7 protein-coding genes and 1 pseudogene are annotated in these 22,523 nt (G+C 77.2%); all 8 read left to right on the top strand.

Annotated features, from left to right (window positions below):
* Positions 1-15: 15 nt before the first annotated feature.
* A complete protein-coding gene (locus QMQ26_RS20920) occupies positions 16-924 on the top strand; it encodes a ScbA/BarX family gamma-butyrolactone biosynthesis protein (RefSeq protein ID WP_282202305.1) in 909 nt (302 codons plus the stop codon).
* A complete protein-coding gene (locus tag QMQ26_RS20925; RefSeq protein ID WP_282202306.1) occupies positions 911-1,945 on the top strand; it encodes an NAD-dependent epimerase/dehydratase family protein in 1,035 nt (344 codons plus the stop codon). The genes QMQ26_RS20920 and QMQ26_RS20925 overlap by 14 nt, the downstream gene beginning before the upstream one ends.
* Positions 1,946-1,955: 10 nt before the next feature.
* A complete protein-coding gene (locus QMQ26_RS20930) occupies positions 1,956-3,515 on the top strand; it encodes an MFS transporter (RefSeq protein WP_282202307.1) in 1,560 nt (519 codons plus the stop codon).
* Positions 3,516-3,764: 249 nt separating this feature from the next.
* Positions 3,765-4,217, top strand: coding sequence for an ester cyclase (locus QMQ26_RS20935; RefSeq protein WP_100836696.1), 453 nt, complete (start codon positions 3,765-3,767; stop codon positions 4,215-4,217).
* 143 nt (positions 4,218-4,360) lie between these two features.
* Positions 4,361-7,783 (top strand): type I polyketide synthase, encoded by a 3,423-nt coding sequence (locus QMQ26_RS20940; protein ID WP_282202308.1) that lies wholly within the window; start codon positions 4,361-4,363, stop codon positions 7,781-7,783.
* Entirely contained in the window at positions 7,780-14,415 is a 6,636-nt protein-coding gene (locus QMQ26_RS20945) for a non-ribosomal peptide synthetase (RefSeq protein ID WP_282202309.1), read from the top strand. Before QMQ26_RS20940 ends, QMQ26_RS20945 begins: the two co-directional genes overlap by 4 nt.
* Before the next feature lie 15 nt (positions 14,416-14,430).
* Positions 14,431-17,409, top strand: coding sequence for a type I polyketide synthase (locus QMQ26_RS20950; RefSeq protein WP_282202310.1), 2,979 nt, complete (start codon positions 14,431-14,433; stop codon positions 17,407-17,409).
* Positions 17,410-17,453: 44 nt separating this feature from the next.
* A pseudogene (locus tag QMQ26_RS20955) lies at positions 17,454-22,436 on the top strand (amino acid adenylation domain-containing protein); the annotation flags it as partial.
* Positions 22,437-22,523 lie beyond the last annotated feature (87 nt).

Here is a 22,523-nt window from a genome sequence, read left to right on the forward strand (position 1 = left end):
CGGGGGAGAAGAGCCATGCGTACGCCGACCCGGGAAGCCGTCCGCTCCGAGGAGCCCGGCTTCTCCCAGACCGTCCCGCGCGCCCTGGTCCACCGGGCCGCGATCAGCGAAGTCCTGCTCACCGACTGGCTGCGCACCGACCGGGACGAGTTCACCGTCGCCGCGCAGTGGCCCCGGGCGCACGCGTACCACACCCCGGTCGGCGGCTGCCACGACCCGCTGCTGGCCGCCGAGACGGTCCGCCAGGCCAGCATGCTGGTCAGCCATGCCGGCTACGACGTCCCGCTCGGCAGCGCCTTCCTGACCCGCTCGCTCTCCTACCTGGTCGAACCGGACGGGCTGCGGCAGGACGACCGCCCGCTCAACCTGGTCGTCCGGGTCTCCTGCCGGCCGCTCAAGCTGAGAGCGGGCCGGCCGCGCGAGATGCGCACCGACGTGACGCTCTACCGCGACGGCGAGGCGATCGGCTCCGGCCACGCCGAGTTCACCGTCGTCGAACCGGCCGCCTACGCCCGGCTGCGCCCGGCGGACCGGATCGCCCCGGCCGACCCGCTGGCCCCGCCGGTCGCCCCCGGGTCGGTCGGCCGGTACCGGGCCGCCGACGTGGTGCTGGCCGAGCACCCGGCGGGCGGGGGCTGGCTGCTGCGCGCCGACCAGAGCCACCCGGTGCTGTTCGACCACCCGGTCGACCACGTGCCCGGCGCGCTGCTGCTGGAGGCCGCCCGGCAGGCCGCGGTGCTCGAACTCGGGCCGGTGCTGCCGTACGGCATGCACACCGTCTTCCACCGCTACGTGGAGTTCGCCGGGGCGGCCGTGGTCAGCGCCGAGCCCGAGCCGGCCGACGGGCCGGGGCTGCGGGTGCAGGTCGTCCAGGCCGGGCGGGTGGCGGCGCTCTCCCGGGTGCTGGTCCGTGCGTCCGGCTGACCCGGCCGCCCGCCGGGGCGCCGTCCTGCTGACCGGGGCGAGCGGGTTCGTCGGCGGCGCGGTCCGCACCGAACTCGCCGCCCGGGGCGGCGGCCCGGTCCGGCTGGCGGTCCGCTCCGGCGGCGGCCCGACCGGCCCGGACGAGCAGCCGCGCACCGCCGACCTGACCCGGCCCGACACGCTGCGCGGCCTGTGCACCGGCGTGGACACCGTGCTGCACCTGGCCTCGCTGGTCAGCGGCGAGCCCGCGCAGTGCCGGGCGGTCAACACCGACGGCACCGCGGCGCTGCTCGCCGAGGCGGCCCGCGCCGGGGTGCGGCGCTTCGTGCTGCTCTCCACCACCGCGGTGTACGGCCCCGGCCCGCACCGCGGCCCCGCCGAGGACGACCTGCGTCCCGCGCCGGTCTCCGCGGCGAGCGCCACCCGGCTGGCCGCCGAGCGCCTGGTGCTGGCCGCGGGCGGGACGGTGCTGCGTGCCCCGCTGGTCTACGGCGCCGGCGACGCCTGGGTGGTGCCCGGCGCGGCCGCGCTGCTGGCCGCCGTCCCCGCCCTGCCGGACGGCGGCACCGCCCTGCTGTCGCTGGTCGACGTCCGCGAACTGGCCGCCGTCGTCGCCGACCTGGCCGAACTGCCGCCGGATGCGTGGGCGGCCCGGGCGGCCGGGCGGGTGCACCACGTCACCGACGGCGCGCCCGTCCGCGCGGCCGACCTGCTGGCCGCCGTCAGCCGGGCGGCCGGGCGGCCGGTGCCCGCGCGGGCGCTGCCGGCCGACGCGTGCTTCCGGCTGTTCGACGCGGCGGGCGGACGGCTGAGCCGACGTCAGTTCGACCTGCTGGCGGTGGACCACTGGTACGCGGACGGGCGGCTGCGCTCCTGGCTGCGCCGCCCGTCCGGGCCCGGTTTCGCGGCCCGCTTCGCCGACCATCATGACTGGTACTGCTCAAGGTTGACGCAAGCCGCCGCCCAGGGGCGTTCGCGAGTGTCACAGGGCCGAGCCGGACACCCGCGGACCCACCTCTAGGAGAGAAGCAATGACAGCCGACGCACCGACCGCACCGGAGGACCAGGGCCACCCCCGGCGGTGGGCGATCCTCATCGTGCTCTCGCTCTGCGTGTTCCTGGTCGCCATCGACAACACCGTGCTGAATGTCGCGCTGCCCTCGATCAGCGAGCAGCTGCACGCCTCCAACCGCGCCCTGCAGTGGATGGTCGACGCCTACTCGCTGGTCTTCGCCGGCCTGCTGATGACCGCCGGCAGCCTCTCCGACCGGCACGGCCGCAAGAAGCTCCTGATCGTCGGCCTGGTCTTCTTCGGCGGCGCCTCGGCCGCCGCCGCGTTCGCGCAGGACACCGGCACGCTGATCGGCATGCGCGGGCTGATGGGCATCGGCGGCGCCTTCCTGATGCCCAGCACCCTGGCCATCCTGGTGCAGGTCTTCCACGAGCGGGACCGGCAGCGGGCGATCGCCATCTGGGGCACCGCCTCGGCGCTCGGCATCGCGCTCGGCCCGGTGATCGGCGGCGTCCTGGTCAGCCACTTCTGGTGGGGCTCGGTGTTCCTGGTCAACGTGCCGATCGGCATCGCGGCGGTGGTCGCCGTCGCGGTCCTGGTGCCGGAGACCCGCGACCTGGGCGCCCGCCGCACCGACCTGCCCGGCGCGCTGCTCTCCACGCTGGCGATGTCCTCGCTGGTGTACGGCGTGGTGCAGCTCTCCGAGCACGGCTGGTACTCGCCGCAGGTGTGGGGCCCGCTGGTCGGGGCGGCGGTGGCCGCGGCGCTGTTCGTCTGGCGGCAGGCCCGGGCCGAGTCGCCGATGGTCGAGCTGTCCATGGTCCTCTCGCCGCGCTTCATCGGTGCCGCGCTCTCCGGCGCGCTGCTGATGTTCGCCCTGGTCGGCTCGGTGTTCGTGCTCACCCAGCACCTCCAACTGGTGCTCGGCTACAGCCCGTTGCGGGCCGGGTTCGCCACCGTCCCGGTCGCGCTCGCGGTGATGGTGACGGCGCCGCTCTCCCCGGCGATCACCCAGCGGATCGGGGTGCGCACCACGGTCGCGATCGGCCTGGTGGTGCTGGCCACCGGCATGGTGCTGTTCGCCACCCTCGCCCCGCGGGCCGGGTACCGGCCGGTGCTGGCCGGCCTGCTGGTGCTCGGCTGCGGCATCGGCCTGGCCACCGCGCCGGTCAGCGACGCGCTGATGAGCTCGGCGCCCAAGGAGAAGGCCGGCCTGGCCTCGGCCTCCAACGACACCGTCCAGGAGCTGGGTTCGGCGCTCGGCGTGGCCCTCGCGGGCAGCGCGCTGGCCGCCGGGTACGCCGACGGGCTGCCCGCCGGACTGCCCGACTCGGCCCGCAGGTCACTGGCCGGGGCGCTCGAGTTCGCGGGCCTCCAGGGCCCGGCGGGCGGCGCGCTGGCCGAGCACGCCAGGTACGCCTTCGGCAGCGGCATGCGGCTGTCGATGCTGATCTGCGCGGGCGTCGCGCTGATCGGCGCGGTCTGCGCCTTCCTGATGCTGCCCTCCCGCGTCCCCCCGCAGGACGAGCCGGCCGAGACGCCGGCCGCGGTCGGCCCGGACCCGCTCGGCGTCGCCTGACGCGCCGTCGATTCCGTTCTCCCGCAGGGCCTTCCGGGCGTGTCCGGAAGGCCCTGCGGCGTTCCCCGGCCGTCCCCGGCGCGGTGCGGACGCGGGTGCAGGTGCGGGTGCGGGTGCGGACACGGGTGCAGGTGCAGGTGCGGACACGGGTGCAGGTGCAGGAAAGGAACGGGCCAGCCCGGCTCAAGGTGCCGATCGCACAGTAGCTGCGCACGGAGAGACGAAACCCATCACCGAGGAGTACCGAACATGAGCTGGGACGCCGAGAAGGCCCTCGTCGAGCGCTACGTCGAAGAGGTCCTCAACAAGGGCAACACCGCGATCGTCGACGAGCTGTTCGCCGTCGACTTCGAGGGCGAGGCCAAGGACGAGGTGCTGGAGCTGGAGACCAAGCCGGGCGGCCTGGCCGCCGTCTCCGCCGCCGTCTCCGAGCTGCGCACCATCGTGCCGGACCTGTCCTACGAGGTGGAGAACATCCACAAGGACGGCGACCTGGTGCGGCTCACCTACATCGCCAGCGGCACCCACGAGGGCCGGCTGATGGGCCAGGAGGCCACCGGCCGCCCGATCCGCATCAAGGGCGACGGCTGGGTCCGGATCGTCGACGGCCGGATCGTGGCCGGCGGCAGCGACTGGGACCCGAACGAGCTGGCCGCCCAGCTCGGCATCGAGCTCCCGGCCGAGGCCCCCGCCGCGGTCTGACCGCGCCGCCCGCACCACCCGTACCGCTGCGCACCACCCGTACCGCTGCGCACCACCCGTACCGCGGACCCCGGCCGGGTCCGGGCCGAGCGGCCCGGACCCGGCCCGTACCCCTCTCTCGTCCGAACCAGCCGGAGGCAGGAATGACCCCGCGCACCACGCCCCTCGCGGACTGGCTGGCCGGGTGCACGGCCGCCCTGCTGGGCCGGCCGGCCGCCTCGGTCGACCCGTCCGGGCCGATCGCCGAGCTCCGGCTCAGCTCCTGGCACGCGGTCTCGCTGGCCGGTGACCTGACCGAGTACCTGGGCCGCCCGGTGGAGCCCACCGTCTTCTGGGAGCACCCGACCCTGGCCGGGATCGCCGCCGCGCTGGAGGGCGGACCGGCCGCCGCGCCGTCCGCCCGGCCCGAGCCGTCCGCCGTGCCGGCCGGTCCGGGCGGCGACCCGGTCGCGGTGGTCGGCATCGGCCTGCGGGTGCCGGGCGCGTCCTCCCCCGAGCAGCTCTGGGAGCTGTTCGAGCGGGCCGGGACCACCGCGCGGCCGCTCGACCTGGCCGCCCGCACCGGCTCCGCGCAGGACGAGGGCCGGAGCGTCAACGGCTCCTTCCTGGACGACGTGTACGGCTTCGATCCGGCCTTCTTCGGCATCTCGCCGCGCGAGGCCGCCGCCATGGACCCGCAGCAGCGGCTGCTGCTGGAGACCGCCTGGGAGGCGCTGGAGGACGCCGGGACGGTCCCGGCCGAGCTGGCGGGCACCGCCACCGGCGTGTTCGTCGGCATCTCCGGCTTCGACCACGGCCGCCGCCGCTACGCCGACCCCGGGGCCGACCTGTACACCGGCACCGGCAGCGCGCTGAGCGTCGCCGCCAACCGGCTGTCCTACCTGCTGGACCTGCGCGGCCCCAGCCTGGCGGTGGACACCGCCTGCTCCTCCTCCCTGGTCGCCGTCCACCAGGCCGTCCGCAGCCTCCAGTTCGGCGAGAGCGACACCGCCCTGGTCGGCGGCGTCAACGTGATCCTCGACGACGCCGTCCACCGGGTCTTCGACCGGGCCGGGTTCCTCTCCCCGGACGGCCGCTGCAAGACCTTCGACGCCGCCGCCGACGGCTACGGCCGGGGCGAGGGCGCGGTGGTGCTGGTGCTCAAGCGGCTCAGCGCCGCCCGGGCGGCGGGCGACCGGGTGTACGGGCTGATCCGGGCCGCCGTGGTCAACCAGGACGGCCGCAGCAACGGCCTGACCGCCCCCAACGGCGCCGCCCAGGAGGAACTGCTGCGCCGGGCCTGCCGGCAGGCGGGCGTCACCCCGGCCGAGGTCGGCTACGTGGAGGCGCACGGCACCGGCACCCCGCTCGGCGACCCGATCGAGGCGCACGCGCTGGGCCGGGTGTTCGGCGCCGGGCGGGACGCCGCCGCGCCCTGCCTGGTCGGCTCGGCCAAGGCCAACGTCGGCCACCTGGAGTCGGCCGCGGGCGCGGTCGGTCTGGTGAAGGCGCTGCTGTGCGTGCAGCGCCGCCGGGTGCCGCCGGCCGCGTCCTTCGCCTCCCCCAACCCGCACGTCGACTTCGCGGCGCTGGGCCTGCGGGTGCCGCGCGAGACCACCGCGTGGCCGGACGCCCACCCGCTCGCGCTGGCCGGCGTCAGCTCCTTCGGCTTCGGCGGCACCAACGCGCACGTCCTGGTCGGCGAGGTACCGCGGGACGGGGAGAACCCGGCGGCTGATGCGGTCGACGCGGTCGAGGAGGACCGGGCCGACAGCGGCGAAACGGTTCTGCTGCCGCTGTCCGCCGCCGACCCGCAGGCGCTGGCCGCGCTGGCCGCCCACTGGGCCGAACTGCTGGAACGCCCCGCCGCCCCCGCCCTGCCGGTGCTCGCCGCCACCGCCGCCACCCGCCGCACCCACCACCGCCACCGGCTCGCCGTGGTCGCGGCCGACCGCGCCGGGGCCGCCGAACTGCTGCGCGCGGCCCGCCCGGCCGCACCGGCCGCCGACGGTCCGCCGCACCCGGTGTTCGTCTTCTCCGGCCAGGGCGGCCAGTGGCCCGGCATGGCCGCCGACGGCCTGCGCGGACTCCCCGCCGCCGCCCGGACCCTGGCCGAGTGCCACGAACGGCTGGAGGCACTGGCCGGCTGGTCCCTGCTGGACGCGCTGCGCGACGGGGCCGCCCTCACCGACCCCGGCGTGCTGCAACCCGCGCTGGTCGCCCTCCAGATCGCGCTCGCCGCCCAGTGGCGGGACTGGGGCGTCACCCCGGCCGCCTGCGTCGGCCACAGCCTCGGCGAGGTGTCGGCCGCCGCGGTGGCCGGAGCGCTCGACCTGGACGACGCGCTGTTCGTCGCGCTCTGCCGCGGCGAACTGATGCGCGAAGCCCCGGCCGGCGCCACCGCCTTCGTCGAACTCGACCCGGAGCGGGCCGCCGCCCGGGCCGCCGGACTCGGCGTCCCGGTGGACGTCGCGGCCTGGAACGCCCCCGGCTCCTGCGTGCTGGCCGGACCCGAGACCGACACCGCCCGGCTGCTCGAAACCCTCGCCGCGGAGGGCGTGTTCACCCGCCGGCTGCCCGGCCGGCTGGCCTTCCACAGCCGGCTGATGGAACCGCTGCGCGAACGCCTCGCCGACGCCCTGGACGGCCTCGCCCCGCGCCCCGGCCGCCTGCCGCTGTACTCGACGGTGACCGGCGGCCGGATCGAGCCCGCCGCCCTCACCCCCCGGTACTGGGCCGACAACCTGCGCCGGACCGTCCGCTTCGCCCCGGCCGCCGCCGCCCTGGCCGCCGACGGGCACCGCGCCTTCCTGGAGATCGGCCCGCACCCCGCGCTCACCGCCGCGCTGCGCGGCTGCCTGGAGCAGTGCGACGGCCGGTTCTCGGTGCACGCCTCGATGCGCCGCGACACCCCCGCCCGGGACGGGCTGCTGCGCGGCCTGGCCGAACTGTACGAGCAGGGCGCGTGGATCGACTGGGCGCGGGTCGCGGACCCGGACGCCGCCCGCCCGGCCCCGGCCGCCCCGGCCGCGCTGGCCGTCCTGCCGCGCTACCCGTGGCGGCGCGAGAGCGGCCTCGGCCCGGTGCCCGCCCCGGTGCCCGCCCCGGGCGACGGCGCCCCGCGCTCCGCCGAGCCGGGCGCCGAGCCGGGCGCGGGTCCGGCCGCCGAGTCCGTCGCCGAGCTGCCCGACGGGCGGCTGCGCGCCGCGCTCGCGGTGGCCACCGCGGAGGAGCAGGCCCGGCTGATCACCGAACGGCTGATCGAGGAGACCGCCCGGGTGCTGCGGATGCCCGCCTCCCGGATCGACCCCGCGCAGCCGATGAACTCCCTCGGCCTCGACTCGATCATGGCCATGGAACTGCGCCGCCGACTGGAGCGCGAACTCGACATGGAGGTCCCGGTCACCGGCTTCCTGAGCGGCGCCGGCTGCACCGACCTGGGCGCGGCGCTGGCCGCCGAGTTCACCCTCGGCGGGACCGACCAGCAGACCGCCGAACTGCTTCTCTCCGAACTGGACCGACTCTCGCCAGAGGAGGTGGACGTGCTGCTCGAACGCCTCGGCGCCGGGTCGGCACAGACGCCATGAGCGACTCGCCCACCCTGCCGGCCGCCGCCGCGCCCGGCACCGCCGCCGCCCCCGACCGCCGCGAGCTGCTGCGGCAGCTGCTCGCCGAGCGGGCCCGCGGCTCGGCGGCCACCAGTGCTGTCACCGCTGCCGCTGATGCTGCCGCTGACGCCGACGCCGCCGCACCGCAGCGCCAGGCGGTCTCCGACGGGCAGCGCGCACTGTGGTTCGTCCACCAGCTCACGCCCGGCTCGGACGCCTACCACCTCTCGCTGGCCGGACGCATCCGCCCGGTGTCCGGCGCCCCCGCGCTCGACACCGCCGCGCTGGCCACCGCCGTGCAGCAGCTGGTCGACCAGCACGCGGCGCTGCGCACCACCTTCGGCACCGCCGACGAGCGCGCCGACGAGCGCGGCGACGAGGACGGCGGGGAGGGCGCCGGGCCCTCGGCTGCCGGGGTGTACCAGCGCGTCCACCCGGCGATGGCCGCCGACTTCGCGGTGGTGCCCGCCCCGGGCCGCACCGAGGAGGAGCTGCACGCCCTGGTGGCCGCCGAGGCCGCCGCCCCGTTCGACCTGGAGCGCGGGCCGCTGCTGCGCACCCGGGTGTTCCGGCACCCCGACGGTGGCAGCGTGCTGCTGTTGACGGCCCACCACATCGTCACCGATCTGTGGTCGTTCGGCATCCTCCTGGACGACCTGGACCGGCTCTACCGGGCCGCCCGGGCCGGAAGACCCGCCGAACTGCCGCCGCTGCGGCACCAGTTCGCCGATTTCGTGGCCTGGCAGCGGGAGCTGCTGGCGGGCGAGCGCGGCCGGGCCCACGAGGCGTACTGGACCGGCCACCTGGTCGGCGGCGCGCCCGAGCTGGACCTGCCCGGCGACCGGCACCGCCCGGCCGTCCCCTCGCACCGCGGCGGCAGCCACCGCTTCCGGCTGGACGCCGAGCTGACCGGTCGGCTGGCCGCGCTGGCCCGCGAGCGGGGCACCACGCTGTACGCGCTCTCGCTCGCCCTGTACCAGACCCTGCTGCACCGCTACACCGGCAACGAGGAGCTGTGGATCGGCTCGGTCACCGCCGGGCGCGGCCGCTCCGCCTTCGAGGACCTGGTCGGCTACTTCGTCAACCCGGTGGTGGTGCGCGCCGAGACCGCGCCCGACACCCCGTTCCCGGCCCTGCTGGAGCGGGCCCGCGCCGAGTCGCTGGCCGCCATGGAGCACCAGGACTACCCGTTCCCGCGGCTGGTCGCGAAGCTGGCGCCGCGCCGGGACGCCTCGGTGCCGCCGCTGTTCACCGCCGCCATCGCCTACGAGTCCGCGTCCTGGACCGCCCGCCGGGGCATCTCGATGTTCGCGTCCGGGGTGGAGGACGCCCGGCTGGAGCTCGGCGGCCTGTCCCTGGAGCCCTACCCGGTCGGCCGGGAGAGCACCGAGTACGACCTGACGCTGTTCCTGGAGGAGGTCGACGGGGTCCTGCACGGCTCGCTGCGCTACGCCGCCGACCTGTTCGACCCGGAGACCGCCGCCCAACTGGCCGGCCACTACCGGGCGCTGGCCCGCGCCGTCGCCGAGGACCCGGACCGGACGCTCGGCGAGCTGCCGATGCTCGGCGCCGAGGAGCACCGCCGCCTGCTCGCCGAGTGGAACGCCACCGCGCTCGCCCACCCGGACACCCCGTCGGTGCCCGCCCTGGTCGACGCGCAGGCCGCCCGCACCCCGGACGCGCCCGCGGTGGCCGACGCCGCCGGCTCCCTCACGTACCGCCGACTGGTGGGCAGATCGCGCGAGTTGGCCGCCGTGCTGCGGGGGCGCGGCCTGGGCCGGGGCGCCCGGATCGGGCTGAGCTTCGAGGGCTCCACCGAGATGGTGGTGGCGCTGCTCGCCATCCTGCGGATCGGCGCCGCCTACGTCCCGCTCGACCCGGACTACCCGCCGGAGCGGCTGCGCCACATGCTCGGTGACGCCGAGGTGGCCGCCGTGCTCACCCAGCGCCGCCTGGTGGACCGGCTGCCGCTGGACGGCGTCCCGGCGCTCTGCGTGGACGAGCCCTGGCCCGCCGTCACCGACACCGCCGCCGTCACCGACACCGACACCGACACCGCCATCGGCCCGCGCGACCTGGCCTGCGTGATCTACACCTCCGGCTCCACCGGCCTGCCCAAGGGCGTCCTGGTCGAGCACCGCGGCCTGGTCAACCTGGCCCACGCCCAGCGGGCCGCCTTCGGCCTCGGCCCGGACGACCGGGTGCTGCAGTTCGCCTCGCTCAGCTTCGACGCCGCCACCTGGGAGTGCCTGATGGCGCTGGGCTGCGGCGCGCTGCTGCACACCGCGCCGCGCGCCGCGATGCGCCCGGGCGGCCCGCTCGTCGCGCTGCTGCGGCGCGAGCGGATCACCGCGATCACCCTGCCGCCGTCCGCGCTCTCGCTGATGGACCCGGCCGACGTGCCCGAGCTGCGCCTGCTGGTGTCGGCCGGCGAAGCCTGCCCGGCCGACCTGCCCGCCCGCTGGGTCGCGGCCGGCCGCCGCTTCGTCAACGCCTACGGCCCGACCGAGACCACCGTCTGCGCCACCCTGCAGGAGTGCGACGGCACCGGCACGCCCTCGATCGGCCGCCCGATCGGCAACGCCACCGCGTACGTGCTGGACGCGGGCGGCCGTCCGGTGCCGCCCGGCGTGGTCGGCCAGCTGTACGTCGGCGGCGCGGGCGTCACCCGCGGCTACCTCAACCGGCCGGAGCTGACCGCCGAGAAGTTCCTCCCCGACCCGTTCGCGCCGCACGACCCGGAGGCCCGGCTGTACGCCACCGGCGACCGGGTCCGCCGCCGCCGCGACGGGCGGCTGGACTACCTGGGCCGGATCGACCACCAGGTGAAGATCCGCGGCTTCCGGATCGAGCCCGGCGAGATCGAGACGGCGCTGCTGCGCCACCCCGCCGTCCGCGAGGCGCTCGCCCTGGGCCGTCCCGACAGCCGGGGCGAACTCCAGCTGGTCGCCTACGCGGTGGCCGTGGGCGGGGCCGGGGCGGACGGTGCCGGGGCGGACGGGGCCGGGGTGGACGGGGCCGGGGTGGACGCCGCCGAACTGCGCGCCCACCTGAGGGCCGCGCTGCCCGCGCACATGGTGCCCACCCACCTGATGGTGCTGGACGCCTTCCCGACGACCCCCAACGGCAAGGTCGACCGCCGTCGCCTGCCCGCCCCGCAGCAGGCCCCCCGCGCGGCCGGCCCGGCCCCGCGCACCCCGCTGGAGGAGGTGGTCGCCTCGATCTGGGCGCAGGTGCTGGACCTGCCGCGGGTCTCCGTCACCGAGGACTTCTTCGAACTCGGCGGCCACTCGCTGCTGGCCGCCCGGCTGGTGGCCCGGCTGCGCGAGGCGGCCGGTGTGGAACTGCCGCTGCGCGCCGTCTTCGAGGCGCCCACGGTCGAGGCGCAGGCCGCCCTGGTCGAGCGGCTCGGCGCGGGCGGCGCCCCGGGCGGGCCGCCGTCCGGCCCGGTGCCGGTCGGCCGCCCGGCTGGCGGGCTGCCGCTGTCCTACGCCCAGCAGCGGCTCTGGTTCCTGAACCAGGTCGCCCCCGGCGACGACGCCTACCACATGGCGGGCCGGTTGGAGCTGGCCGGACCGCTCGACCCGGCCGCGCTCGGCCGGGCCCTGGACGCCCTGGTGGAACGGCACGAGGTGCTGCGCACCGCGATCTCGATGGAGACCGGGGAGCCCCGGCAGTCCGTCCGCCCCGCGACGGGCGGGCTGCTGGCCGCCGTCGACCTGCGGGGGACCGACGGGGCGCGGGTCGAGCAGGTGGCCGCCGAACACGCCGCCCGCCCCTTCGACCTGGCGGCCGGCCCGATCCGGGCCACCCTGCTGCGCCGCGCGGACGACCGCTGGACGCTGCTGCTGGCCGTCCACCACATCGCCTGCGACGGCTGGTCGATGGGGGTGCTGCTGCGCGAGCTGGGCGCCCTCGCGGTCGGCAGTGAGGTGCCCGAACTACCGCTCCAGTACGCGGACTTCGCCGACTGGCAGCAGCGCACCCAGGCCGGTCCGGCGGGCGAGGCCCGGCTGGCCGCGCGGGCCGAGCGGCTGGCCGGCGCGCCGGTCCTGCTGGAGCTGCCCGCCGACGCGCCGCGCACCGCGGGCACCGAGCGGCGCGGCGCCAAGCTGCGGGCCACCGTCCCGGCCGAACTCGGCACCGCAGTCGAGAAGTTGGGCCACAGCACCGGGGCGACCCCGTTCATGGCGCTGCTCACCGCCTTCGCCGTGCTGCTCTCCCGCTGGTCCGGCCAGGACGACCTGCTGATCGGCACCCCGTCCGCCGGGCGGAGCAGGCGCGAACTGGAGGATCTGATCGGCCTGTTCGTCACCACCCAGGTGCTCCGCGCCGACCTGCGCGGCGGGCCGAGCTTCCGCGAGCTGCTGCTGCGGGTCCGCGAGGACGTGCTGGACGCCTTCTCGCACGAGGACGTCCCGTTCGAGCGGCTGGTGGACCGGCTGTGCCCGCAGCGCGACCTGGCCCGCACCCCGCTGTTCCAGGTGATGTTCAACATGCTGAGCATGCCCGAGCCGGAACTGCGGCTGCCGGGCGTGCGCGGCGAGTTGGTGGCCGCCGAGGAGGGCGGCTCCAAGTTCGACCTCACGCTGTACGCCCGGCCCGCCGCCGACGGCAGCGTCGCGCTCGAACTGGCCTACGACCGCGACCTGTTCACCGCCGAGCGGATGCGGGCGCTGCTGGACGGCTTCACCTCGGTGCTGGCCGCCGCCGTCGCCGCCCCCGACCTGCCGGTGGCCGCGCTGCCCGCCGGGCCCCGGAGCGGCCTGCCCGACCCGGACCGGCCGCTGCCGCAGCCGCCCGGCTCCACCGTCCCGCTGGTCGGCCGGTTCCTCGCGCAGGCCGCCCGCACCCCGGACGCGGTCGCGGTGAGCAGCCCCGACGGCGACCTCCGCTACGCCGAACTGGCCTCCTACGTCACCCGGTTGGCGGGGCGGATCGGCGCCGCCGGGCTCGGCCGGGGCGACGTGCTCGCCGTCCACGGCGCCCGCACCGCCGCCCTGCCCGGGACACTGCTCGCGGTGCACGCCGCCGGCGCCGCCTTCGCGCTGCTCGACCCGGCGCACCCGGCCGCCCGGCTCGCCGCCTGCCTGCGGACGGCCGCCCCGGCCGCCTGGATCGCGGTCGACGGCGCGCCCGAACCCGCCCCCGGCCTGTACGACGGCCTGCCCCGGCTGTCGCCCGGCCCGGCCGCCGCCACCGGCCCGCTGCCGCCGCCCGCCCCCGGCGACCTCGGCTACCTCGCCTTCACCTCCGGCAGCACCGGCGCCCCGAAGGCGGTGCGCGGCGCCCACCTGCCGCTGAGCCGCTTCACCGACTGGTACGCGGCCGCCTTCGGGGTCGGCCCGGGCGACCGGGTCGGCCTGACCTCCGGCCTGGGCCACGACCCGCTGCTGCGGGACTGCCTGGTGCCGCTGGCGCTCGGCGCGACGGTCTGCGTGCCGCCCCCCGGGGCGCTCGCCGACCCGGGGCCGTTCGCCGGCTGGCTGGCCGAGCAGCGGGTGACGGTGCTGCACCTGACCCCGCCCACCGCCCGCTTCCTGGCCAGTGCCCCGGACGTCGAACTGCCCGCGCTGCGCCGGGTGTTCTTCAGCGGCGACGTGCTGACCGGCCACGAGGCGGCGCTGCTGCGCCGACTCGCCCCGCACGCCGAGCAGACCGCCTTCTACGGCGCGACCGAGACCCCGCAGGCGGCCGCCTGGCACCCCGTCCCGGCCGACTGCCCGCCGGGGGCGCCGGTGCCGCTGGGCCGGGGCGCGGCCGGCCACGAGCTGCTGGTGCTGGTCGGCGACCGCCCGGCCGGGGTCGGCGAGCTGGGCGAGGTCTGCGTCCGCGGCCACCGGCTGGCCGACGGCTACGCGGGCGACCCGCGGGCCACCGCCGCGGTCTTCCGGCCCGGCGCGCACGGCACGGTGCTGTACCGCACCGGCGACCTGGGCCGCCACCGGCCGGACGGCGCGGTGGAGTTCGCCGGCCGGGCCGACCGGCAGCTGAAGATCCGCGGGCACCGGGTGGAGCCCGCCGAGGTGGAGCGCGCGCTGCGGGCCTGCCCCGGCGTGGTGGACGCGGCGGTGGTCGCGGCCACCGACCGCACCGGCGAACGCGTCCTGGTCGGCTACCCGGTGGGCGGCGGCGACGCCGCCGCGCTGCGGGCCGCGCTGGGCGAGCTGCTGCCCGCCGCGCTGGTGCCCTCGCTGCTGGTCCCGGTGCCGGAACTGCCCCGCACCCCCAACGGCAAGCTGGACACCGCCCGGCTGCCCGCCCCCGACCAGGGCCCGGCCCCGGGCGGCCGGGCGGCGGCGGAGGGCGCGGAGGCGGCGGTCGCCGAGGTCTGGGCCGAGCTGCTCGGCCTGGCGAGCGTCCCCGCCGACGTCAACTTCTTCGAGCTGGGCGGCCACTCGCTGCTCGCGGTGCGGTTGCAGGACCGGCTCCGCACCCGGCTCGGGGCGCGGCTGGAGCTGGTCGACATCTTCCGCCGCCCGACCGTGGCCGGGCTGGCCGCCCTGCTCGACCAGGCCGCCGGCCGCCCCCGCCCCCGGCCCCGCCCGCCCCCGCCCGCCGGGGCGCGGACTCCCGCAAGCAGCTGCGCGAGCAGCGCCGACTGCGCCTGAAGGAGGTGCACGACCGTGACTGACCCGATCGACGACGCCGGGACGGACGACCTGATCGCCGTGGTGGGCCTGGCCTGCCGGGTGCCCGGCGCCCGCGACCCCGAGGAGCTCTGGGCCAACCTGCTGGCCGGCGTGGAGTCGGTGGACTTCCACCCCCGCACCGAGCAGGACCCGCCGCACTACGTCCCGGCGTCGCCGAGCGCCGAGGGCGCCGCCGAGTTCGACGCCGAGTTCTTCGGGATGTCCCCGCGCGAGGCGGAGCTGACCGACCCGCAGCAGCGCCGCTTCCTGGAGTGCTCCTGGGAGGCGCTGGAGTCGGCCGGCCACGACCCGGCCGCGTTCGACGGCCGGATCGGGGTGTGGGGCGGCAGCAGCGTCGGCAGCTACCTGCTGCTCAACCTGATGCCGCACCACACCGGGGCCTCGCTGCTCGGCGACTACCCGGCGATGCTGCTGCACGGCAACGAGAAGGACCACCTGACCACCCGGGTCGCGTACAAGCTGGGCCTGACCGGCCCGGCGGTGACCGTGCAGAGCGCCTGCTCCAGCTCGCTGGTCGCGGTCGCCCAGGCCTGCCAGTCGCTGCTGGACTACGGCTGCGACCTGGCGCTGGCCGGCGGCACCTCGCTGAAACTGCCGCTGGACGCGGGCTACCTGTACGAGCCGGGCTCGATCTTCTCCCCGGACGGCCACTGCCGGGCCTTCGACGCGGACGCCGCCGGGACGCTGTTCGGCACCGGCACCGCCGTGGTGGCGCTGCGCCGGCTGCGCGACGCGCTGGCGGACGGCGACCCGGTCCGGGCGGTGATCCGCGGCGCCGCGGTCAACAACGACGGCTCCGGCAAGGCCGGTTACACCGCCCCGGGGGTGGACGGCCAGGCCGCGGTGATCGCCGAGGCGTACGAGCTGGCCGGGGTCTCCCCGCTGAGCATCGGCTACGTGGAGGCGCACGGCACCGGCACCCCGATCGGCGACCCGATCGAGGTCGCCGCGCTCACCGAGGTGTACGCGGCGGAGGGCGCCGGGCCGGGCTCCTGCCTGCTCGGCTCGGTGAAGACCAACCTCGGCCACCTGAACGCGGCGGCCGGCGCGGTCGGCCTGATCAAGGCGGTGCTGGCGGTGGAGCGCGGCACGGTGCCGCCGAGCCTGCACTTCCGCCGCTTCAACCCGGCGATCGACGCCGACACGGTGCCGTTCCGGGTGCCGGTGGAGGTCGAGCCGTGGCCGAAGGACGGCCCGCGCCGGGCCGCGGTCTCCTCCTTCGGCATCGGCGGCACCAACGCCCACCTGGTGGTCGAGCAGGCCCCGGCCCGCCCCGCCGCCGGCGCCCCCCGGGCGTACCAGGTGCTGCCGCTGTCCGCCCGCACCCCGCAGGCGCTGGAACGCGCCGTGCGGAGGCTGACCGGCACCCTGGCCGACGGCCCGGCCGACCTGCCCGGCCTGGCGCACACCCTGCGCACCGGCCGGCGGGCCTTCGCGCACCGCACCGCGCTGGTCGCCGGGCCGGACGGGGCCGTCCGCGCGCTGCCCGATCCGTCCGACCCGGCGGGCCCGGCCGGCCGGGCCCGGGTGGCGCTGCTGCTGCCCGGCCAGGGCGCCCAGTACTCCGGCATGGCGGCCGAGGTCCACCGCACCGAGCCGGTGTTCCGGGCCCACTTCGACGAGTGCGCCGAGCTGCTGCGCGGCCACCTCGGCCGGGACCTGCGGGAGCTGATCGACACCGAGCCGCCCGCCCCCGGCGTGCCGGACCCGCTGACCGGGACGGCGCTGGCCCAACCCGCGCTGTTCGCGGTGGAGTACGCGCTGGCCCGGTACTGGGAGTCGCTCGGCGTCCGCCCGGCCGCGCTGGTCGGCCACAGCGTCGGCGAGTGGACCGCGGCCTGCCTGGCCGGGGTGTTCGACCTGCCGGACGCGCTGGCGCTGGTCGCCGTCCGGGGCCGGCTGATGCAGGCCCTGCCGCCCGGCGGGATGCTCGCGGTGGAGCTCACCGAGCCGGCCGCCGCCGAGTTCCTCGCCGACCACCCGGAGCTGTCGCTGGCCGCGGTCAACGCGCCGGGGCGCTGCGTGCTGGCCGGCCCGCCGGACGCGGTGGCGGCGGCGGTCCGGGCGCTGGCCCTGGCCGGGGTCCCGGCCCGGCGGCTGCACACCTCGCACGCCTTCCACTCCGCGGTGCTCGACCCGGTGCTGGCACCGTTCGCCGAGCAGGTCGCGGCCCGCCGCCGGAACCGCCCGACCCTGCCCTTCACCTCCTCGCTGACCGGCACCTGGATCACCCCGGAGCAGGCGGTCAGCCCGCGCTACTGGGCCGACCAGGCGCGCGGCTGCGTCCGGTTCGCCGACGCGGTCCGCACCGCGGCCGCCGCCGCCGACGTGCTGCTGGAGACCGGGCCGGGCCGCACCCTGGGCCGGCTGGCCACCGAGTGCGCGCCCGCGGCCGGACCGCGGCCGGCCGTCCTCGCCTCGCTGCGCCACCCCCGGCAGGGCGCGGGCGACGCCGAGTCGCTGGCCCGCGCGGCCGGCGCGCTCTGGGCGCACGGCGCGGACCTGGACTGGCGGGCGTACGACGCGGACCGCGGCCACCGGCGCGGCCCCGCCCCGACCTACCCCTTCGAGCCCGCCCGGCACTGGGTCGACCCGCCCGCCACCGTCCCGGCCCCGGCCGCTGTTCCGGCACCGGCCGTCCCGACACCGGTGGCCGCCCCCGCACCGGAGGCCGCCCCCGCACCGGCCGCCGCCCCCGCCCCGGAGGCCGAGCGGCCGGCCGGGGTGCAGGACCGGGTGATCGCGCTCTGGGGCGAGCTGCTGGGCGTCTCCGGCCTCGGCCCGGACGACGACTTCTTCGAGCACAACGGCGACTCCGTGCTCGCCACCCGGCTGGTCTCCCGGGCCCGGCACCTGTTCGGCGTCGAACTGCCGCTGGACGACCTGCTGGACGAGCCCACCGTCGGCGGCATGACCCGCCTGGTCGAGGACGCGCTCGCCCGCGCCGCCTGACCGCCCCCTTCTTCCACCGACTACCGCCACCTCTCGGAGGAGCAGTGACCACCGAAGTCCTCGGGGACCCGAGCACGATCCCCGGCCTCGCCCGGCTGACCCGGCTCGACCGGCCCGAGCGCGTCCCGCTGTCCTGCGCGCAGGAGCGGCTCTGGTTCCTGGAGCAGCTGGTCCCCGGGACGGCGATCCAGAACGTGCCGCTCGCGGTGCGCCTGACCGGCCGGCTGGACGAGCCCGCGCTGGCCCGCACGATCGGCGAGATCGTCCGCCGGCACGAGGTGCTGCGCACCACCTTCGAGGTGGTCGACGACCGCCCGGTGCAGCGCGTCCTGCCGACCGCGGACGTCCCGCTGCGCCCGGTGGACCTGCGCGCCGTCCCGGCCGGGGAGCGCGAGGAGCGGCTGGCCGCGGAGGCGGCCGCGGAGGCGGCCGTCCCGTTCGCGCTGGAGCGGCCGCCGCTGCTGCGCACCGCGCTGATCCGGCTGACCGACGAGGACCACGTCTTCCTGCTGACGATGCACCACATCATCGCCGACGGCTGGTCGGTGGGCGTGCTGTTCCGCGAGGTCACCGAGCTGTACTCGGCGTTCGCCGCGGGCGACTCCAGCCCGCTGCCCGAACTGTCCGTCCAGTACGCCGACTTCGCGCTCTGGCAGCACGAGCACCTGGCCTCCGGGGCGGCCGACGCCGACCTGGAGTACTGGCGGGCCCGGCTCGGCGGGCGGCTGCCGGTGCTGGAGCTGCCGACCGACCGGCCGCGCCCGGCCGACCCGGTGTTCGACGGCGGCCGGGAGAGCGCGGTCCTCCCCGCCGAACTGGCCGAGGGCGTGCGCGCGCTCAGTCGGCGCAGCGGGGCGACCCCGTTCATGACGCTGATCGGCGCCTGGGCGGCGCTGCTCCAGCGGATGAGCGGCCAGGACGACCTGGTGGTCGGCGTGCCGATCGCCGGCCGCGACCGGCTGGAGACCGAGGAACTGATCGGCTTCTTCGTCAACACCCTGGCGCTGCGCTTCGACCTGTCCCGCACCGACACGGGCCGCGCGCCGACCTTCCGCGAACTGCTGCGCCGGGTCCGCAGGACCGCGATGGGCGGCTACGCGCACCAGACGCTGCCGTTCGAGCGGCTGGTGGAGGACCTGCGGCCGGAGCGCACGCTGACCCACGCCCCGCTGTTCCAGGTGATGTTCGTGCTGCAGAACGCGCCGCTGGAGCCGCTGAAGCTGCCCGGCCTGACCGTCGCCCCGCTGGAGGTGCACAACGGCACCGCCAAGTTCGACCTGCTGCTGGCCGTCGCCGAACGCCCGGAGGGCCTGACCGCGACCCTGGAGTACGACGCCGCGCTGTACGACGCCGCCTCCGCGGCCCGCGTCCTGGACCAGTACCTGACCCTGCTGTCGGCCGCCGTCGCCGACCCGGACCGGCCGCTGGACGAACTGCCGGTGGTCTCCGAACGGGAGGCCGCCCGGCTGCTGGCGGTCGGCGCCAAGCGGGCCGACTTCCCGTCCGCGGACGTCCTGCACGGCCGCTTCGCCCGCCGGGCGGCCGACCGCCCGGACGCCCCGGCGGCCACCCTGGACGGCCGGAGCCTGAGCTACCGCGAGCTGGACCGGCGCGCCGACGCGATCGCCGAGCGGCTGATCGCCGCGGGCACCACCCCCGGCACCCTGGTCGGCCTGTTCCTGGAGCGCTCCCTCGACACCGTCGCCGCCGTGCTCGGCGTGCTGAAGGCCGGCGCCGCGTACGTGCCGCTGGACGCCGCCCACCCCGCGTCCCGGCTCGACCTGATCCTCTCCGACGCCCGCCCGCCGGTGCTGCTCACCCAGCGCCGGATGCGCGACCGGCTCCCGGCCCACCCGGGCACCGTGCTGGAGGTCGAGGAGATCCCGCCGGCCCCCGCCGCCCCGGTCGTCCCGGCCCGCCCGGCGACCGCCGAGGACCCGGCGTACGTCATCTACACCTCCGGCTCCACCGGCCGCCCCAAGGGCGTGCGGGTCAGCCACCGCAACGTGGTGCGGCTGTTCGACTCCACCGAGGAGATGTACGGCTTCACCGAGCGGGACGTGTGGACGCTGTTCCACTCCTACGCCTTCGACTTCTCGGTCTGGGAGCTGTGGGGCGCGCTGCTGCACGGCGGCCGGGTGGTCGTGGTGCCCGCCGACGTGGCCCGGGCTCCGGAGGCGTTCCACGCGCTGGTCGCCGCCGAGCGGGTCACCGTGCTCAACCAGACCCCGTCCGCCTTCGTGCACTTCGCCGCGGCCGACGCCGCCGCCGACCGCGAACTGGCCCTGCGGCTGGTGGTGTTCGGCGGCGAGGCGCTGGAGCCCGGGACGCTGCGCGGCTGGTTCGAGCGGCACGGCGACACCAGCCCCCGGCTGGTCAACATGTACGGCATCACCGAGACCACGGTGCACGTCACGGCCCGCCCGATGCGCCGGGAGGACTGCGAGCTGGCCCGCCGCAGCCCGATCGGCCGCCCGCTGCCGGACCTCGAACTGCTGGTGCTGGACGAGAAGTTGCGCCCGGCGCCGGTCGGCGTCCGCGGCGAGCTGTTCGTCGGCGGCGCGGGCCTGGCCGACGGCTACCTGAACGCCCCCGAGCTGACCGCCGCCCGCTTCGTCCCGCACCCCTTCGACCCCGCGCCCGGCGCCCGGCTCTACCGCACCGGCGACCTGGCCCGGATCACCGCCGAGGGCGGCATCGAGTACCTGGGCCGGATCGACCACCAGGTGAAGATCCGCGGCTTCCGGATCGAGACCGGCGAGATCGAGTCCCACCTGCTGGAGCACCCGGCGGTCAGCGCGGCCGTGGTGGTGCCGCAGCCCGACGGCGACGGCGAACGGCGGCTGGTCGGCTACGTGGTGGCCGACCCCGGGCCGGACGCCGGCCCCGACGACGAGGAGGAGCTCCGCGACGGCCAGGCCGCCGAGTGGGAGATGATCTTCGACGGGATGTACGGGCACGGCGGGGGAGAGCACGCCGCGGACTTCGACATCTCCGGCTGGAACAGCAGCTACACCAACGAGCCGATCCCCGCCGCCGAGATGCGCGAGTGGGTCGAGGCCACGGTCGACCGGATACGCGCCCTGCGGCCCCGCCGGGTGCTGGAGATCGGCTGCGGCACCGGCCTGCTGCTCTCCCGGCTGGCCGCCGACACCGAGGAGTACCTGGGCACCGACTTCTCCGCCGAGGTGCTCTCCCGGCTCGCCCCCAAGGTCCGCTGGCCGCAGGCCGCCCTCCAGCGCCGCGCCGCCCACGACCTGGCCGGCCTGCCCGCCGACCACTACGACACCGTGGTGATCAACTCGGTCGCGCAGTACTTCCCCAGCGGCCGGTACCTGCTGGACGTGCTGGAGGGCGCCGTCGCGCTGGCCCGCAAGCCCGGCCGGATCTTCCTCGGCGACGTCCGCGACCTGGCCACCCTGGAGGAGTTCGCGCTCTCGGTCGAACTCTCCCGGGCCGACGACCGGATGCCGCTCGGCCGGCTGCGCCAGCAGATCGCCCGCCGGCTCGCCGACGAGGACGAACTGGTCCTCGACCCGGCCTTCTTCCACGCCCTGCGGCTGCGCCTGCCGCAGATCAGCGGCATCGAGGTCCAGCTCAAGCGCGGCACCGCCGACAACGAGATGACCCGCTACCGCTACGACGTGGTGCTGCACCTCGGCGGCAGCCGCCCCGCCCCCCGCCCGGCCGGACCCCGGGTCGACTGGCGGCAGGAGGGCCTGGACGCCGCCGCGCTGGCCCGCCTGCTGGCCCGCAACCCGCGGGGCGCGGTGGTCACCGGCATCCCCAACGCCCGGGTCACCGGCGAGCGCACCGCGCTGCGGCTGCTGCACGACGCCGAACCCGGCTCCACCGTCGCCGACCTGCGCTCCGCGCTGCGCCGGGCCGGCGCCCCGGCGGGCCTCGACCCGGAGACCGTCCACCGCCTCGGCGAGCAGGCCGGCTTCACCGTCCGGGCCGGACGGCTCGGCCCCGAGGGCGGCAGCGACTACGACGCGGTCTTCCTCCCCGACACCGACACCGGCACCGGCACCGGCGCCGGCGTCGGCGCCGACACCGGGTGGGACGACCCCGTGCCGGAGGCCGCCGCCCCGGCGCTGCCCGCCGGCGTCCCCGTCGACCCGCTGGCCCACGCCACCGAGCCGCTCACCGCCCGCCGCCGCGGCCGGATCGCGCCCCGGCTGCGCGCCTTCCTCGCCGCCCGCGTCCCCGACCACATGCTGCCCGCCGCGTTCGTCGTGCTGGACCACCTGCCGCTCACCCCGAACGGCAAGGTCGACCGCGAGGCGCTGCCCGCCGTCGACCTGGTCCGCCCGGTGCTGCGCACCGAGTACACCGCCCCCGCCACCCCCACCGAGGAGCGGGTCGCCCGGGCCTGGGCCGCCGTCCTCGGCCTGCTCCGGGTCGGCGCCGACGACAACTTCTTCGAGCTCGGCGGCCACTCGCTGCTCGCCACCAAGCTGGTCTTCCGGCTGCGCACCGAGTTCGGCGTCGACCTGCCGCTGCGGGCGCTGTTCGAGCACCCGACGGTGGCCGGCACCGCCGCCGCCGTCGAGCGCTGCCTGAGCGGCGCGCAGGCCCTCCCGGGCACCGACGTCGACCCGGCCGACCTGCTGCTGGCCGCCGACGTCACCGCCGCGGGCTACCGGGCGCACACCGGCCCGCTCGGCCGGGTGCTGCTCACCGGCGCCACCGGCTTCCTCGGCGCGTACCTGCTCGCCGAACTGGTCCGCTCCACCCCCGCCACCGTGGAGTGCCTGGTCCGGGCCGGCTCCGACCGGGAGGCCGGGCAGCGGCTGCGCACCGCCCTGGAGCGGTACGGCCTATGGACCCCGCAGCTCGCCGCCCGCACCGTCGCCCTGGCCGGCGACCTGGCCCGGCCCCGCCTCGGCCTCGACGAGGAGCGCTTCGCCCGGCTCGCCGCTCGCACCGACGCGGTCTTCCACAGCGGCGCGGCCGTCAACCTCACCTACCCGTACGAGGAGTTGAGGCCCGCCAACGTGACCGGCACCGAGGAGGTCCTGCGGCTCGCCGCCCGCTCCGGCCGGGCCGCCGTCCACCACGTCTCCACCATCGGGTCTTCGCCGGGAACGGCCCCGACGGCCGGGTCGGCG

It is taken from the genome of Kitasatospora fiedleri (genome assembly GCF_948472415.1).
GTDB lineage: Bacteria > Actinomycetota > Actinomycetes > Streptomycetales > Streptomycetaceae > Kitasatospora > Kitasatospora fiedleri.